At 68.7% G+C, this 15,542-nt stretch carries 15 protein-coding genes; 3 read left to right on the forward strand and 12 right to left on the reverse strand.

Annotated elements, in window-relative coordinates:
* The coding region (locus G3O06_RS41030; protein ID WP_205819503.1) for a ribokinase at positions 1-706 on the reverse strand (706 nt) is incomplete at its 3' end.
* Positions 707-947: 241 nt separating this feature from the next.
* Between G3O06_RS41030 and G3O06_RS41035 the strand changes: the two genes are divergently transcribed.
* Positions 948-2,033 (forward strand): LacI family DNA-binding transcriptional regulator, encoded by a 1,086-nt coding sequence (locus tag G3O06_RS41035; protein ID WP_205819504.1) that lies wholly within the window; start codon positions 948-950, stop codon positions 2,031-2,033.
* 37 nt (positions 2,034-2,070) lie between these two features.
* Here the strand turns inward: G3O06_RS41035 and G3O06_RS41040 are convergent, their stop codons facing one another.
* From G3O06_RS41040 to G3O06_RS41070, 7 genes are all read right to left on the reverse strand, one after another.
* Positions 2,071-3,141 (reverse strand): lysozyme inhibitor LprI family protein, encoded by a 1,071-nt coding sequence (locus G3O06_RS41040; protein ID WP_205819505.1) that lies wholly within the window; start codon positions 3,139-3,141, stop codon positions 2,071-2,073.
* Positions 3,142-3,272: 131 nt separating this feature from the next.
* The gene (locus G3O06_RS41045) at positions 3,273-4,298 is read right to left on the reverse strand and encodes a GTP-binding protein (protein ID WP_205819506.1); all 1,026 of its coding nucleotides are present in this window, start codon (positions 4,296-4,298) and stop codon (positions 3,273-3,275) included.
* On the reverse strand, positions 4,295-5,962 hold the full coding sequence (locus tag G3O06_RS41050; RefSeq protein ID WP_205819507.1) for an amidohydrolase: 1,668 nt from the start codon (positions 5,960-5,962) through the stop codon (positions 4,295-4,297). Before G3O06_RS41050 ends, G3O06_RS41045 begins: the two co-directional genes overlap by 4 nt.
* 36 nt (positions 5,963-5,998) lie before the next feature.
* Positions 5,999-7,393: a sodium:solute symporter family protein gene (locus G3O06_RS41055; protein WP_205819508.1), complete on the reverse strand. Its 1,395-nt coding sequence runs from the start codon at positions 7,391-7,393 to the stop codon at positions 5,999-6,001.
* A gap of 84 nt (positions 7,394-7,477) precedes the next feature.
* The gene (locus G3O06_RS41060) at positions 7,478-7,675 is read right to left on the reverse strand and encodes a DUF3311 domain-containing protein (protein ID WP_174972736.1); all 198 of its coding nucleotides are present in this window, start codon (positions 7,673-7,675) and stop codon (positions 7,478-7,480) included.
* 253 nt (positions 7,676-7,928) lie between these two features.
* Complete coding sequence (locus G3O06_RS41065; protein ID WP_205819509.1) at positions 7,929-9,050, reverse strand: Fic family protein; 1,122 nt, start codon at positions 9,048-9,050, stop codon at positions 7,929-7,931.
* 94 nt (positions 9,051-9,144) lie between these two features.
* Entirely contained in the window at positions 9,145-10,062 is a 918-nt protein-coding gene (locus tag G3O06_RS41070) for a LysR family transcriptional regulator (RefSeq protein ID WP_174972734.1), read from the reverse strand.
* 128 nt (positions 10,063-10,190) lie between these two features.
* Here G3O06_RS41070 and G3O06_RS41075 point away from each other — a divergent pair, with 128 nt between their 5' ends.
* Together G3O06_RS41075 and wrbA are read left to right on the forward strand one after the other, a co-directional pair.
* A complete protein-coding gene (locus G3O06_RS41075) occupies positions 10,191-10,916 on the forward strand; it encodes a pirin family protein (protein ID WP_205819510.1) in 726 nt (241 codons plus the stop codon).
* A gap of 61 nt (positions 10,917-10,977) precedes the next feature.
* Positions 10,978-11,580, forward strand: a complete 603-nt coding sequence (gene wrbA / locus G3O06_RS41080; protein ID WP_205784024.1) for an NAD(P)H:quinone oxidoreductase — start codon at positions 10,978-10,980, stop codon at positions 11,578-11,580.
* A 90-nt stretch (positions 11,581-11,670) separates the two neighbouring features.
* Here wrbA and G3O06_RS41085 read toward each other — a convergent pair whose 3' ends face one another.
* From G3O06_RS41085 to G3O06_RS41100, 4 genes are all read right to left on the reverse strand, one after another.
* On the reverse strand, positions 11,671-11,994 hold the full coding sequence (locus G3O06_RS41085; RefSeq protein WP_205819511.1) for a hypothetical protein: 324 nt from the start codon (positions 11,992-11,994) through the stop codon (positions 11,671-11,673).
* Positions 11,995-12,219: 225 nt separating this feature from the next.
* Positions 12,220-12,954 carry an LrgB family protein gene (locus G3O06_RS41090; RefSeq protein ID WP_174998548.1) on the reverse strand — a complete coding sequence of 245 codons (735 nt, stop codon included), beginning with the start codon at positions 12,952-12,954 and terminating at the stop codon, positions 12,220-12,222.
* Entirely contained in the window at positions 12,951-13,322 is a 372-nt protein-coding gene (locus G3O06_RS41095; protein WP_174972726.1) for a CidA/LrgA family protein, read from the reverse strand. The genes G3O06_RS41090 and G3O06_RS41095 overlap by 4 nt, the downstream gene beginning before the upstream one ends.
* A gap of 184 nt (positions 13,323-13,506) precedes the next feature.
* A partial coding sequence (locus tag G3O06_RS41100) for a HAMP domain-containing sensor histidine kinase (RefSeq protein ID WP_346779589.1) occupies positions 13,507-15,542 on the reverse strand: 2,036 nt, incomplete at its 5' end.

The following is a 15,542-nucleotide window of genomic DNA, read 5'->3' on the forward strand; positions in this document are numbered from 1 at the left end:
CGCCGCGCCAGCAGACGCCGCGCGCGCCGAGCGTGACCAGCACGTTGCCGACGCCCTTCGCGCGCAGCGCATCGGCGGCGCGCACGGCGGACGCATCGTCGCCGACGGCGATGCCGGTCAGCGACTCGGCTTCGGTTTCGTTGACGACGAGGTAGTCGACCCGTGCCAGCAACGCGTCGAACAGCGGCTGCGCGGGCGCGGGATTGAGCAGCACCGGCGTGCGGTGCGAGGAGGCACAGGCAATGGCGCGCACGACGGTCGTCACCGGTACTTCGAGCTGGCATACGAGCATCGCGGCCTCCGCGATCGCTTCGCGTGCCGCGTCGATCCGGTCGGCATCGAGGCGCGCATTCGCGCCGGGCACGACGACGATGCTGTTCGCGCCGCCCTCGTCAACCGTAATCGTGGCCACCCCGGTCGACGTGCCGCCGATCCGGTCCAGATGCGCCACGTCGATGCCCTCGGCCGCCAGCGCGTCGTGCAAGCGTGCACCGAACGCGTCGTCGCCGACGCAGCCGATCATCGCGACCGACGCGCCCAGACGCGCGGCCGCGACCGCCTGGTTCGCGCCCTTGCCGCCATGAACGGTCTGGAAATCCGTGCCGAGCAGCGTCTCGCCCGGCACCGGCAGGCGCGGCGCACGGGTGACGAGGTCGATGTTCACGCTGCCGACGACGGCGATGCGCGGTGGATAGGTGTAGCTCATTTCCTAATGTAACCGCTTACATTTGCGACGGACAAAATGGCCGGAATGGCCGTCGTCGATGAAAATTTCACGATATGGATAGAATATGGGTCAGACGCAATACGGAAGCACGTCAAGATAGCGCTTACATTCTCACAAGGTCGAGCGAGAATGCAAGCGAAGCCACCAAGAATTAGGGGTAAACAATGACGCATTTGACAACGCGCGGCGCCGTCACCGTCGCCACGCCGGGAGCCGGCCGATGAGCGCCCCTCCCTCCCGCAGCGGCGCCCCCCGCGCGCGCCGCGGCAGCGGCCGCTCGGTGCTCGGCGATGTCGCGAAGCTGGCCGGCGTATCGACCGCGACCGTCTCGCGCGTGTACAACGATCCCGGCAAGGTGTCGGCCGACGTACAGCAGCGCGTGCGCGACGCGGCGCGCACGCTGAACTGGATTCCAAACGCGGCGGGCCGCGCGCTTGCGTCCACGCGCACCCACATCACCGGCGCGATCATTCCGACGCTCGACGACCAGGTGTTCGCATCGCAGGTCGCGGGCATGCAGACGGTCATGGCCGAGCACGGCATCACGCTGTTCCTGGGCTGCTCGAACTACGATCCCGCGCAGGCGCTGGCCCAGGTGCGCGCGATGCTGTCGCGCGGCGTGGAAGCCGTGTCGCTGGTCGGCGAAGCGTATCCGCCGGAACTGTTCGAACTGCTTGCGCTGCACCGCGTGCCGTACGTCGTCACCTATGCGTATCGCGACGACAGCCCGCATTGCTGCATCGGCTTCGACAACCGCGCGGCCTTCGCGCGGCTCACCACCCACCTGCTCGACCTCGGCCACCGCGATTTCGCGATCATCATGCAGCCGTCCGCCGACAACGATCGCGTGCAGGCCCGCCTGCGCGGCATTCACGACACGCTGGCCGCGCGCGGGCTCGCGGTGCGCCCCGTCCACCAGCACGAAGGCGCGGCCACGATTGCCTTCGGGCGGGCGAGCCTGCGGGCGATCGCCGGCAGCGACGCGGCCACGCGGCCGACGGCCGTGATCTGCGGCAACGACGCGCTCGCGCTGGGCGCGTTGCTCGAGGCGCAGGCGCTCGGCATCGACGTGCCCGCGCAATTGTCGATCACCGGGTTCGACGACATCGCGCTCGCGCGCGAGATCCAGCCGCCGCTGACGACGATGTGGGTCGACACCGACGCGATCGGCCGCCAGGCCGCACGGGCCTTGCTCGACGCGCTCGAGAACGGCGCAACGGGGCCCGGTCATGCGGTGCTGCCGGAGTTGCGCACGCGGGAATCGGCCGCACCGCCGGCGCAGGTGCGCGCAGCGCGACAGAAATGACGATGCGCCGGGCGGCTTCGGCCGCCCGGCCCGCCCGTCACTGCATCAGGTCGACCGGCAGCGTCTTGTCGAGCGTGTCGTGCCACGCGAGGATGGTCTTCGGCACGTTTTTCTTCCACGCCGGCACGTTCGTGTAATAGCGCATCCGCACGTTGTTCTTCGCATCGAACACGAGCAGCCCGATCCACAGATCGTTACCGCGGCGCATCACGATCGCCGCGTTCGTCGTCGCGATGCCGCGCACCCAGTACGAATTCACGTGCGCATTGAGCCCGTCGAGATCCTTCTCGTCGGCGCTGTAATTGACGTTGTCGACGAGCGTCTGGTAATCGGCGCCGAGCAGCTTGTGCGCGGTCGCGTTCTGCGTCGCGTCGGCGACGACCTTGAGGCTCAGCAAGTCGGCCGCCGGCTTCGCCTGGAACTGCGCCGCGGTCACATACTCGCCGCCGTAGGAGACGCCCGCACCGGCACCGCAATCGAAATCCGCGCCGTGTTGCGTGACGCCGATGCGTCCGCCCTTCCGTTCGAAATCGATCCGGCATTTGTCCTGGCGGTAGGTGCCGCTGTCGCCGTGCAGCACGATATCGCCGTCGAGCGCGCCCGTATTCGCACCGTTGTTGCCGCCCAACTCGAAATGCAGGCGCGGCGCCGTGCCGGTGAACGTCAGCACGCCGCCGAACGACGGGTTGTCGCTCGTCATGTACCACGTCTGCTGCCAGCGATCGGCTGCCAGCGGCTTGCCGTTCAGGCTCGCGAGCCGTTCGCGGTAGCGGTCGCCCAGGCACGGCGCGTCGGCGCCGCACTGGTCGCGCTGCTTGAGCCATTTCAACTGTGCGGCCTTCAGCGCGGCTGTATCGCCGCCTTTCGCGAGTGCCTGCTTCCATGCCGCCGCGAGGTCGCCGTCGAGCTTCGACAGCGTGGCGTCCGCGCAGATCGCCTTCTCGGTTGGAGAAGCGGCTTTCGCGCAGTCGAAGCCGGCCGCGTGCGCGGCGAGCGGCAGCAGCGTCAACAGCGCGGCCGCCGCGACGGATCGCAGGTGCGTGCGCGATGCATCGCTAGCGGGAAGCGCGGTTTGCCCGCGCGCATTCGATCGGTTCCGGATGGTCATCGGCTTGGCCCGTCGCAGGATCGCGCGCCTGTAGAAGCTACCTGCACGCGGCATTCGAGGTAAAAACGCCCGGCCCGGCATGTCGCGCATGCCGTTGCTCGCCGAAGCCTAACCCGAATGCGCGGCGCCGATCAATCGATGGTCGATGTCAGCGCAACCGTCGGCGCAGCCACGCTGCATTGCACGATGCCGTCGCGCAATGCGGCTTCCACGGCGGCATCGATGAACCCGATGAACACCATGACGCCGTCTCCTTCGTGCGCGGCCAGCCCTTCGTCTTCCATCGACGAGAAGCGGATGCGCCGCGCGGCGACCTGGCAGACGCGCGTGGCGACCGTGCGCTGCGCATCGGCCACGCGCACGACGCCCTTCGCGCGCAGGATCGTGCGCGGCAACGCCTTCAGCCATGCACGCAGCCGCGCCTTGTCGAGCACGTCCGGCGCGGCGACGGTGACGCTCACGAACGCCGGCATCGCGTCGTGTCCGATCGCCCGGTGCACACGCACGATATCCGGCACGATGCGGCGATCGGGCACGGCCGCATCGAACAGCAGCGCGAGCGGAATCTCGCCATGCCGCGCGGCGACGACGACATCGGTCGGCGCACACGCGCGCACATCGTCGAGCACCGTGTCGCGCTGTGCCGGTGCAACGAGATCGAGCTTGGTCACGACGATCGCGCCCGCGCCGTCGAGCTGGCGCTGCGCCATCGCGCCGACGAGCGGATCGGCGAGCGTGTCGCGCCACGCGAGCGCATCGGCGACGACGAGCACCGACGTCAGCCGGAACGCACCGTTCAGCAGCCCGATCTGCGCGATCTTCGCGGGATCGGCCACGCCGCTCGCTTCGACGAGCAGCAGCTCGGGCCGCACGTCGCGCGTCGCGACGCGCGTCAGCGCATCGACGAGCGCGCCGCCGATCGTGCAGCAGATGCAGCCGTTGTCGAGTTCGATCACGTCGTCGCCGCGCGCTCGCACGAGCCGCGCATCGATGTTCACCGCGCCGAAATCGTTGACGAGCACCGCGATGCGCCGGCCATGCGGCGCCTGCAGGATCGCATTGACGACCGTCGTCTTGCCCGCGCCGAGATAGCCGCCGATCACCGCGAGGTCGATCGGCGCGGGCGCGCGAGCAGCGTGCGTAACCTGCGTGCTCATCGCGGCGACCGGAACACGCGCCCGCCGAGCACGGTGCCCCACACGGCGAGTTCCTTCAGGCGCGCCGGTGCGCATACCGACGGATCGTCGTCGAGCACCGCGAAATCCGCGAACTTGCCGATCTCGATGCTGCCGACGAGATGATCCATCCGCAACGTATAGGCCGCGCCGAGCGTGATCGCATGCAGCGCGTCGTCGACCGCCAGCCGCTCGCCTTCGCCGAGCACGCGCCCGGACGCCGTCTCGCGCTGCACCGCGCACCATGCGGTAAACAGCGGATTCAGCGGCGTGATCGGCGCATCCGAATGCAGCGCGAACGGAATCCCGAGCCGCCGCGCGGAGCCGGCCGCATCCATCCGGTTCGCGCGATCGGGGCCGATAGTCTGGCTGTAATGCGCATCACCCCAGTAGTACAGATGATTCGCGAAGAAGTTCACGCACATCCCGAGCGCGCGAACGCGCTTCAACTGCGCGGCGTCCGCCATCTGGCAATGCTGCAGCGTATGGCGATGATCGGGGCGAGGATGGCGCGCGAGCAGCGTCGCCATCGCGTCGAGCACGACGTCGGTCGCTTCGTCGCCGTTGGTATGCACGTGCAGTTGCAGCCCCGCGCGATGAAACGGCTCGAACACGTCGACGAGCTGCGCAGGCGGAATCAGCCACAGCCCGTTCGGCTGCCCGCCTGCGTAGCCAGGCCAGCGCACGCGCGCGGTGAAGCCCTGGATCGAGCCGTCGACGATGAACTTCACGGGCCCGAAATGCAGCTTGTCGGTATTGCGCTCGATCTCCGCGAGCACGCTGTCGGCCGAGCGCGCCGGATTGCGCTGCGGCGCGAACGCCGGCACGATCCGCACCGGGTAATCCGGATCGGCGGTGACGTCGTGCAGCGTGCGGTTGCCGTCGGCCGACAGGTCGTTGACGAGATCGGTGGCCGTCGTCACGCCCGCGAGCTGCGCGACGCGCCCGAAGTTCCAGACGGCGTGCGGCTTCTCGCTCGCGGAAATCGCCAGCTTGCCGCCGATCGTCTGATACACCGGCAGCATCGCCGCGAACTCCTGCAACTCGCCGGTCGGGCGGCCGTCGGCATCGCGCGTCACGCCGTCGATGTCGGTGTCCTCGTCGATGCCCGCGCGCGCGAGCATTGCTCCGTTCACGTTCATCAGGTGCACGCTCGCATGCAGGATCGCGATCGGCCGCCGCGCGGACACACGATCGAGCTCGCGCGTCGTCAGCCGCGCCGTGCCGAAGAAGATCGGATCGAAGCCCCACGCGAGCAGCGGCCCGTCGTCGGTCATCGCGCGCTCGGCTTCCGCGAGCCGTTCGAGCACCGCGTCGAGCGAGCGTAGCCCCGGCCACAGCGTGCCGTCGGGGCCGCGCCGGTCGTAGTAGCCAACGTACACGGCGTCCCACATCGCGCCTTCCATCAGGTGGCAATGGCCTTCGACAAGCCCCGGCATCAGCACCTTGTCACGCAGCGTGTCGTCGGTCGTACACGCACCGAACCGTGCGTGCCAAGTGGCGGCGTCGGTGGCATCGCCGACCGCGAGGATGCGGCCGTCGCACACGGCGACATGCGTGGCCGACGGCTGCGCCGGGTTCATCGTCAGGATGCGGCGCGCCGTGAACACCGTCACGGGCGCGGCCGGGGTTGCGGATGCTTGCATGGGATGCGGTTCTCCTTGCGGCGGAACGCCGATGGCTCAGGATACGGCGTACTGCTTGACGGGGCGGCCGTGCAGCATCGCATGCACGGCCGCGACGACGAGCACGTTGACGACGAGGCACACGAGGCCGAGGTTGATGCCGCCGAAGTCGACATGGAACACGTAGAAGATCATCGCGAGCACCTGGCCGCAGACCATCCCGGCCCCGACCGCGACGGGCCGCACCTGGCGCCGCGCAAGCAGGATCAGCACGCCCGGCAGGAACTGCGTGACGCCGTAGTACGTGGTGTTGATCAGCGTGAGCATCAGGTTCGGCGTGAGCATCGTGGTCGCGATCGACAGCAGCAGGTAGCCGACGATCACGTATTTCGCCGCACGCTTCTGGCGCGACTCGGGCAGGTTCGGCATCAGGTTGCGCGTGACGATCGGCCCGATCGCGAGGCAGATGCCGGCCAGCACGAGCAGCCCCGACAGCGCGGCGCCGGCCGCGACGAGGCCGATCAGCCAGCCGGGCAGCAGGTGCGTGACGGCGGCGAAGAACGCATCGTTCGGCGACGCGAGCGTCAGGTTCGCGGTGAGCGCGTAATACGACGCGATCACGAGGAACGGATACATCAGCATGTACAGCGGCATCACGACCTGCGTGCGCCGGATCGCGTCCGGCCCGCGCGCGGTGAAGAAATTCTGCGCGGCGAACGGCATCAGGTAGAAGCCGAGCGACTGGAACAGCATCGTGCTCATCGAGAAGCGCAGCTGCGATCCGCTCATCGTGTTGCTGACCTGCCGGCTCGCGGCGTCGAACACCGGATGCACGCCGCCCACCTGCCACGCGACGGCCACGCCCGTCACGACGATCGCGAGCAGCATCAGGATGTCCTTCAGGATCGCGATGTACGCCGACGCACGCACGCCGGAGATCGCGATATAGGTGAACGCAAGCGCCGCGCACACAAGGATCAGGTACAGCGGCTCGACGTGCCAGCCGAGCCCCTTGAGCGCTGCGACGAGCCCGGTGAACTGCAGCTGCCCCCACGGGATCAGGAACAGGATCGATGCGCACGCAACGACGAGCTCGAGCCCGCGGCTGCGGTAGTGGCCCTTGAACAGGTCGGGCAGCGTGATCGCGTTGTGGCGCTTGCCGACCTCCCAGATCTTCGGGCCGACGAAATAGCCGATCGGGTAGGCGAGCAGGATGTAGCCGAGGAACCACACGCCGTAGGTCGGCCCTTTCGCGTAGATGCCGCCGGGAAAGCCGACCATCGTGCCGATGCTGTAGATCTCGCCGGCGGTCAGGAAGAACACGAGCGCCGTGCCGAACTGGCGTGACGCGACGAAGAAGTCATGCACGCTCTGCTTGCCCCGGCCGCGGCCGGACCGGATGGCGAGATAGAGCGACAGCGCGATCAGCGCGGCGAAGACGACCGTGGACATGCGCACCTCTGCGAAAGGACGGAATGCGTAGGGTTCGCCGGCAAGCGCGGGCGGCCGGCGGTCCGCAAGAAGCGGATGCGTGCGCTAGGCGGCGCCGCTCGCGCGGCGGTCGAACAGCATCCAGCACGCGAACAGGCAGCCGGACGTCAGCACGAACCACGCGAAGATCCACATGAAGATGAACGGCACGCCCAGCACGTAGCGGTCCTGCGCGGCCACCCAGGGCAGCAGGCCGATCACGCCGAGATACGGAATACCGATGCCGATCAGATACCTGAGCATGCGCGTCTCCTCGAAAGCGGGTTCGTGCGGAATGGTCGTACGCGGGGGCGGCGAAGGTCGCCTGGTCGACATCCAGCGTCGAATCCAGTATTCGAAGACAAAAAGGCGCGGGATAGTGCCAGACGCGGGCAATCGCTTGGGCCAGCGGCGAGCGGCCCGGCGCGGCCGCCCGATCAATGCGGAAACGATCGAAGCGGCAACCCGACCCCGCTGCGTCGCGGTCGACGCTTGCCGGTCATGACACGAGCCGGCGTCAGCCGTCGAACGGCACCAGCTCGTAACTCGTGCTCCGGCCGCCGGACGACGAGCGACGCAGCACGCCGTGCTCGACGAGCTCCGTGATGTCCCGCAGCGCCGTGTCTTGCGAGCACTTCGCCAGCGCCGCCCACTTGGTGGAAGTCAGCTTCCCCTCGAAGCCGTCGAGCAGGCGATTCATGACCTTGACCTGGCGTTCGTTCATCGCGAAGCCGGCACAGCGTTGCCAGAAGCGGGCCTTGACCAGAACGGCGTCGAGCGTCGTGTGCGCGTGATCGACGGCCCTGCCGAGCGCGGTCAGGAACCAGACGAGCCATTCCGTGACGTCGAGCGAACCGCGTTGCGTACGCTCCAGCACGTCGTAATACGCGTTGCGCTCGCGCTGGATTTGCGCCGACAGGCTATAGAAGCGCTGCGGACTCCCGTCGGCACGTGCCAGGACCAGATCCCCGAGCGCGCGCGCAATCCGGCCGTTGCCGTCGTCGAACGGATGGAGCGTGACGAACCACAGGTGGGCCAGGCCGGCCCGGATCAGCAGGGGCTCAACCGGCGCGGCATTGAGCCAGGCGAGAAAGCGCGCGATCTCGCTGGCGACGCGGGCGGCGGGCGGCGCCTCGAAATGCACGCGCTGCCGGCCGATCGGCCCGGACACGACCTGCATCGGCCCGGTCGCATCCGTGCGCCAGCCACCGACCGTGATCCGCGACATCCCCGAATAGCCGGTCGGGAACAGCGCCGCATGCCACCCGAACAGACGGGCGTCCGTGACCGGCGCCACCGCATGCGTCGTCGCGTCCAGCACCATGTCGACGACACCCTCGACGTGACGATCGACCGGCGCCAGCGCGCCGATATCGACCCCGAGCCGGCGCGCGATCGACGACCGCACCGATGCCACGTTCAGGCTTTCGCCCTCGATGGCACTGGTCTTGACGACGTCCTCCGTCAGCGCGGCCAGGCTGGCCTCGTCGCGCAGCGCCAGGCCGACATCCGCCAGCCGCCCGGCCAGCATGCCTTGCGCACGGCTGACGTCGGCGAGTGGCGTCGCCAGTGCCGGGAGGTCGAAGCGCCACGCAGGCCAGTCGGCCGACTCCCAGATGTAGGTGTAATCTCCGCTCATGATGCGGAGATTATCGCATCGATTCACCGCATGACTCAATATTCTCCGCAAATCATGCGGAGAATGACACCCTCATTCACCGCAAACCGGCCCGCTACCGTGCCCGGCCCGCCCCGCCCTTCGCGGCCGGCGCAGCCTCGCCGAGCCGTTCCGCGAGAAACCCGATGAACGTGCGCAGCGTGACGAACCCTTCCCGATGCTGCGGGAACACCGCATTGAGCGTGATCGGCGACGGCGCATACGCGTCGAGCACCGGCACGAGGGCGCCGCTGTCGAGCGCCGCGCCGACGATGAAATCCGGCAGCAGCGCGATGCCGAGCCCCGCGATCGCCGCGTCGCGCACCACTTCGCCGTTGTTCGCGACGAGCGGCCCCTGCACGTCGAACGTGCGCGCCGCGCCGTCGACCCGGAATTCCCAGCCGATGCGCCGCTCGCGCCCGTACAGCACGCACGTATGGCCGGCGAGATCGGCCGGCGTCTGCGGCGTGCCCTGCCGCTTCAGGTAGGCGGGGCTCGCGCACGCGATCATCCGCCACGCGCCGAGCGGGCGCGCGATCAGCGTCGAATCCTCGAGTGAGCCGATCCGCAGCACGAGATCGAAACCCTCGCCGATCAGGTCGACACGCCGGTCGGTCAGGTCGATGTTCAGCCGCACGGCCGGGTGCGCGGACAGGAATTCGGCGATCAGCGGTGACACGTGCGTGATCCCGAACGACAGCGGCGCGCTGATTTTCAGCGACCCGTGCAGCTCGGTGCTGCGCACCGACATCGCCTGCTCGGCGTCGGCGATCTCCGCGAGGATCCGCTGCGCGCGCGCATAGAACTCCTGCCCCGATTCGGTCACCGCGAGGTTGCGCGTGTTCCGGTGCAACAGCCGCACGCCGAGCGACGCCTCCAGCGCCATCGTGCGCCGGCTGACGAACTGCTTGGACAGCATCAGCTGGTCGGCCGCCGCCGTGAAGCTGCCCGCATCGACCGTCGCGACGAAGATCCTCAGATCGTTGAGTTCCATATTGTCCACTCCATAGCGACAGTCATTATCTCTACAGCGATTTATTTGTCAAATCGATTGACCTAAGATTCATCTCAACGAACGGCCGGGCCCACTTCCGAGGTCCGGCGTCTTGAGGAACAAAAATCATGATCGAAATCCGTGCAGCAAACCAACGTGGCCGTGCGGAGCATGGCTGGCTCAGCTCCCGTCATACGTTTTCGTTCGCGAATTACTACGATCCGAAGCAAGTCGGCTTCTCCGACCTGCTGGTGATCAACGACGACCGCGTCGCCCCGGGCCGCGGCTTCGGCACGCACCCGCACCGCGACATGGAAATCCTGTCGTACGTGCTCGACGGCGCGCTGGAACACAAGGACTCGATGGGCACCGGTTCGGTGATCGTGCCGGGCGACGTGCAGTTGATGAGCGCGGGCACGGGCGTGCGCCACAGCGAGTTCAACCACTCGCCGGAACTGCCGGTCCACTTCCTGCAGATCTGGGTCGGACCGTCCGAAAAGGGTGCCGAGCCGCGCTATCAGCAGACGAACGTCACGGCCGACGACAAGCGCGGCAGGCTCGCGCTCGTCGTATCGCCGAACGGCGACGCCGGTTCGCTGAAGATCCGGCAGGACACGCGGATCTACGCGGGCCTGTTCGACGGCGCTGAGCGCGCGACGCTGGAACTGGCGCCGAACCGCTTTGCTTACGTGCACGTGGCACGCGGCAGCGTGACGGTCAACGGCGTGACGCTCGGCGAAGGCGACGGCGTGCGCATCCGCGACGAACAGGCGCTGACGGTCGCCGACGGGAAGGATGCCGAAGTGCTGGTATTCGACCTGCGTCCGGTCGAAGTAACGGCCGACTGGGCATAACGCCCGTTCGGGAAACCGGGCCCCGCTGAACACGGGGCCCTTTTAATCGGAGATTCGCAACATGGCCAAGGTACTCGTTCTTTACTACTCGTCGTACGGGCACGTCGAAACGATGGCGCAGCACATCGCGGAAGGCGCGCAATCGGTGGCGGGCGTCGAGGTCACGCTCAAGCGCGTGCCGGAAACGATTCCCGTCGACCAGGCCCGCGCAATCGGCGTGAAGGTCGACCAGGCTGCGCCGGTCGCGACGGTGGACGAACTCGCCGACTACGATGCAATCATCTTCGGCACGCCGACCCGCTTCGGCAACATGGCCGGCCAGATGCGCACGTTCCTCGACCAGACCGGCGGCCTGTGGATGAAGGGCGCGCTCGTCGGCAAGATCGGCAGCGTGTTCGCGTCGACCGGCACGCAGCACGGCGGCCAGGAAACGACGATCACGTCGTTCCACACGACGCTGCTGCACCACGGGATGGTGATCGTGGGCGTGCCGTATGCGTGCAGCGGCCTCGTCAACATGAACGAAATCACCGGCGGCACGCCGTACGGCGCCACCACGCTCGCAGGTGCAGACGGCAGCCGCCAGCCGAGCGCGAACGAGCTCGACATCGCGCGCTACCAGGGCAAGCACGTCGCGGAACTCGCGAGCAAGCTCGCGTCGTAACGCGCCGGCCCGGCAGTTCGGGCAGCCCCGCACACGCGCAAACGGCGCCGGTCGACCCGGCGCCGTTCGTGCTGTGTACAGGTCCGGCCGTTACTGGCCCGATGCCGGAGCGGCCGGAGCGGCCGGGGCAGCCGGCGCCGCCTTCGTCGCGGGCGCCTTCGGTGCGGCGTTCTGCGGATAGTTGCTCTGGTCGTTGGTCAGCCGGTAGCCGCTGCCCGTGCCGATCGCCTTCAGGTCCGACGCGTGCCGCGCCCGGGCGGCCTTGCGGGCCGCCTTCTTCTGCGCCTTGTCGACCTGCTTCTGCGTCGGCGCGGACGCCGGATCCTGCGCATATGCCGCCGGCGCGGCGGTCAACAGCAGACCGAACGACGCCGTTACTGCTACTGCCACTGAAACCACGCGAGACTTCTTCATGGCCGGATCTCCTTGTCGATTGTTGGCTGTGGGTCGAACACCGGCGCGCACGCGACCGCTTGCGACATCGGCGCCGATGCAACGTTAGCCGATCAGTATTCAGTTGTCCGTGTGCGTTCCTGAATTCTCCTGATAACGGCCACGATACGTGCGTACCGCATGCGCCGTCGTTCCGGCGCGTCGCCTGCGCCATCAGGGAAACCGATAACCCGGCCCGGCCGGCGCTCAGACCCAGCGGGACAGCACCGGCAGCAGGATCGGCACGACGAAGGCCGTCAGCACGCCGTTCAGCCCCATCCCGAGCCCGGCGAACGCGCCGGCCTCCTCGCTGACCTGGAACGCGCGCGCGGTGCCGATTCCGTGCGACGCGACGCCGAGCGCGAACCCGCGCACGGCCGGTTCGTCGACGCGCAGTGCGTTGAGGATCCCGCGCGCGCACACCGCCCCGAAAATCCCGGTCGAGATCACGAGCACGGCGGTGAGCGACGGAATCCCGCCGATTTCCGCGGCGACGGCCATCGCGATCGGCGTCGTCGCCGATTTCGGCGCGAGCGACGCGATCGTCTGGTGCGACGCGCCGAACAGCGCCGCGATGCCGACCGCCGACACGATCGCGGTCAACGAACCCGCGAGCAGGCCGACCAGCAGCGGCACCGCGGCGCGGCGCAGCTTCGACCACTGGCGGTACAGCGGCAGCGCGAGCGCGACGGTCGCGGGGCCGAGCAGGAAGTGGACGAACTGCGCGCCTTCGAAATACGTCGGATACGGCGTATGCGTGATCGTCAGCAGCACGACGATCAGCGCGACGGCGATCAGCACCGGGTTCGCGAGCGGGTTGAAGCGCGCCCGCGCATAGACGGCCTGCGCGAGCAGATACGCGATCAGCGTGATGGTGAGGCCCAGCAACGGGGTCGCGGCGAGATAGACCCAGATCGCGCCGAGTTTCGGGAAGGCCGTCATTGCGTGCCCTCCGCCGCGCCGCCCGCGCGCCGCTGGCGGCGCAGCAGCGCGCGCGTGACGAGCGCGGTCACGGCGATCGCGAGCGTGGTGCTGACGGCCAGCGCAACGACGACCGCGACCGCATCGCCGCGCACGCGATCGGCCGACACCATGATGCCGACGCCGGCCGGCACGAACAGCAGCGACAGGTGGCGCAGCAGCTCGAGCGCGGTCGGCTCGATCGCGTCGGCCACCCGAGGGCGCAGCATCACGAAGCCGAACAGCAGCAGCATGCCGATCACCGGGCCCGGCACCGGCAGGCCGAACAGGTAGGACACGCCTTCCCCGAGACACTGGAAGGTCAGCAAGACCGCGAACGCCTGCAGCATGAACCGCTTCTCCCGAACGTGGCCGCGCTGCCCGGCGGCCGCGCGACCGATGGCCGGCGGGTTGACGCGCCGGCGTGGACGATACGGGCGATCGTACCAACTTCACGCGCCAGCGGACATCGCCGCGCGCGATCGCGGGAAGACACCACGTGCTGCACGGCGCGCGGCCTCCCGCCGTCACGCGTCATCCCGGCACGGGTTCGGCCGACGCCGTCCGATCCCGGCCGTACGCGCTGCCGGATACGCCGGCCACGGGCAGCGTGAGCGTCACGGTCGTGCCCTGCCACGGGGCGCTGCGCACGCTGATCTCGCCGCGGTGCCGGTCCACGACCGCCTTGGCGAACGCCATGCCGAGCCCGACACCCTTCGTGTCGGGTTGCCCTTGCAGGCGAAAGCGCCGGTAACGCTCGAACAGGCGCGCCTGATCCTCGGCCGCGATCCCGTAGCCGTAATCTCGGATCACGCAGCACACCGACGCGCCGCCGTCCGCCAGGGCGACGCTGCACTCGATACGGGTATGTTCCGCGCTGTACTCGACCGCGTTTCCCAGCAGATTGACCAGCGCACGCGACAGCAGCGCCGGATCGCCGTGCACGAGCGCGTCGTCGCACGACGGTACGTCCTCGACCGCGATGTGCTTTTCCCGCGCGCGCAGCCAGATTTCGTCGCGTGCCTGATTCATCAGATCGGCAACGTTGACGAGTTCCGACGCGTACTCGCTCGTCTCCGCCCGCGACACCTGCGCGAAACCGTCCGCCATTGCCAGCGTATGACGCGCCAGCCCGTCGATCTCGTGAAGGCGCTCGCGCAGCGTGCAGTCGGGCGGGCAGGCGGCAGGCGCGTTCACGAGCACGATGACCGAGGTGAGCGGCGCGCGCATGTCGTGCGAGAACAGCGTCAGCATGTCGTTGCGCTGCCGCTCGAGCAGCGTGCGATGGACGTAGGCGCCGCGCAACGCGTCGAGTGCATCGTTCACGTGCACGATCTCGGGGCTCGTGCCCGGAATCCGGACGATCGGCGATACGTCGCCCTCGCTCAACGCGACGATGCGCCGGCTCAGCGCGTCGAGCGGCTTCGACAGCGTCCGCTGCGTGCCGCGCACGAGCAGGAACAGGATCGCGATGCAGCACGCCGCCTCGGCGGCGGACAGCGCCATCCGGACGCGCGCCGCATCGCGCAGCGCCACCGCGCGCGCACGCGTGAGGTCGAGCACGTGATCGCGCAGCCGCTCCGATGCATGCAGGTCCCGCATCACCCGCTGCGTGAAATCCTCGGCATCCATCGCGTACGCGCCCGAGCGGCCCGCGCGGAGCGTCGCGGCAACGAGGGGCAGGAAGCTGCTGTCCATCGTGGTGTTCAACCGCGCCAGGTCGTTCGACAGCGTCGCGTCGCCGAGTTGCGGTGCGATCGCGCCGGCAACCAGCGTGCGCAGCTGCACGATGCGCCCACGCATCTGGAGGATGCGCGCCAGCCGCTCGTCGTCGAGCGGTTCGCGCCGAATCAGCGACGCGACGAACAGCGAGCCGAGCCGGCCGGTGTATTCGCGCAGGTCACCGAGCAGGCGTGCGAGGACCAGCGCGCCGAACGTGTCCGGATGGCGCATCGCGGTCCCCGCGATCACGCCGTTGGTCAGCGTCGCGAGGTCGTCGGCGGCCGCGAACATCCGGTCCTGCGCATACTGCGTTTGCCACGTCGCGCGCGATGCCGCCGGCCGCGCGGCCAGCGCATCGACTTCGTCGCGCGCGCCGGCGAGTTCGGCGCGCACCGATGCGAGCGCATGCAGCGCGGTCTCCCGCTCGGGGGCATCGAGCGCAGCGGCCTGCGCAAGATCGGCTCGAAGCGCGTCGAGCGCCCCATCGGTACGCGCCCGCGCGTCGCGCAGCGCCTGCGCCTCCGCGGCCGAATCGCGGCGCCGCAGTGCCAGCAACCGGTTGGCCGGCCAGCGTTCGGCCGAAATCCGGTTCGACGCGATCATCACGCACTCGACCAGCGCGAAATCGCGCAAATCGAGAATGCCCTGCCGGTACTGCTGATAGCTTTCCCATAGATTCGTGCCGCACGCGACCGCCGTCATCATCACGACGAGCACGAAGCCGGCACGCATCCGCTGCCGGATCGAGATGCCGCGCAGGTTCACGATGCCGGCCCGATGCGCGAACGAGGCGCACCGCATCCGCCATCGGGCGAGCGCGCCGCACCGGCCGACCCGACGCGCCGGCC

Source organism: Burkholderia sp. Ac-20345, from assembly GCF_017104825.1.
Lineage (GTDB): Bacteria > Pseudomonadota > Gammaproteobacteria > Burkholderiales > Burkholderiaceae > Burkholderia > Burkholderia lata_B.

What these genes read in the sequence shown, in the direction of transcription:
- G3O06_RS41075 (WP_205819510.1), top strand. Translation starts at nt 10,191, where the DNA reads ATGATCGAAATCCGTGCAGCAAACCAACGTGGCCGTGCGGAGCATGGC.
- G3O06_RS41090 (WP_174998548.1), bottom strand. Translation starts at nt 12,954, where the DNA reads ATGACGGCCTTCCCGAAACTCGGCGCGATCTGGGTCTATCTCGCCGCG.
- G3O06_RS41050 (WP_205819507.1), bottom strand. Translation starts at nt 5,962, where the DNA reads ATGCAAGCATCCGCAACCCCGGCCGCGCCCGTGACGGTGTTCACGGCG.
- G3O06_RS41040 (WP_205819505.1), bottom strand. Translation starts at nt 3,141, where the DNA reads ATGACCATCCGGAACCGATCGAATGCGCGCGGGCAAACCGCGCTTCCC.
- G3O06_RS41065 (WP_205819509.1), bottom strand. Translation starts at nt 9,050, where the DNA reads ATGAGCGGAGATTACACCTACATCTGGGAGTCGGCCGACTGGCCTGCG.
- G3O06_RS41045 (WP_205819506.1), bottom strand. Translation starts at nt 4,298, where the DNA reads ATGAGCACGCAGGTTACGCACGCTGCTCGCGCGCCCGCGCCGATCGAC.
- G3O06_RS41095 (WP_174972726.1), bottom strand. Translation starts at nt 13,322, where the DNA reads ATGCTGCAGGCGTTCGCGGTCTTGCTGACCTTCCAGTGTCTCGGGGAA.
- G3O06_RS41060 (WP_174972736.1), bottom strand. Translation starts at nt 7,675, where the DNA reads ATGCTCAGGTATCTGATCGGCATCGGTATTCCGTATCTCGGCGTGATC.
- G3O06_RS41035 (WP_205819504.1), top strand. Translation starts at nt 948, where the DNA reads ATGAGCGCCCCTCCCTCCCGCAGCGGCGCCCCCCGCGCGCGCCGCGGC.
- G3O06_RS41070 (WP_174972734.1), bottom strand. Translation starts at nt 10,062, where the DNA reads ATGGAACTCAACGATCTGAGGATCTTCGTCGCGACGGTCGATGCGGGC.
- wrbA (WP_205784024.1), top strand. Translation starts at nt 10,978, where the DNA reads ATGGCCAAGGTACTCGTTCTTTACTACTCGTCGTACGGGCACGTCGAA.
- G3O06_RS41055 (WP_205819508.1), bottom strand. Translation starts at nt 7,393, where the DNA reads ATGTCCACGGTCGTCTTCGCCGCGCTGATCGCGCTGTCGCTCTATCTC.
- G3O06_RS41085 (WP_205819511.1), bottom strand. Translation starts at nt 11,994, where the DNA reads ATGAAGAAGTCTCGCGTGGTTTCAGTGGCAGTAGCAGTAACGGCGTCG.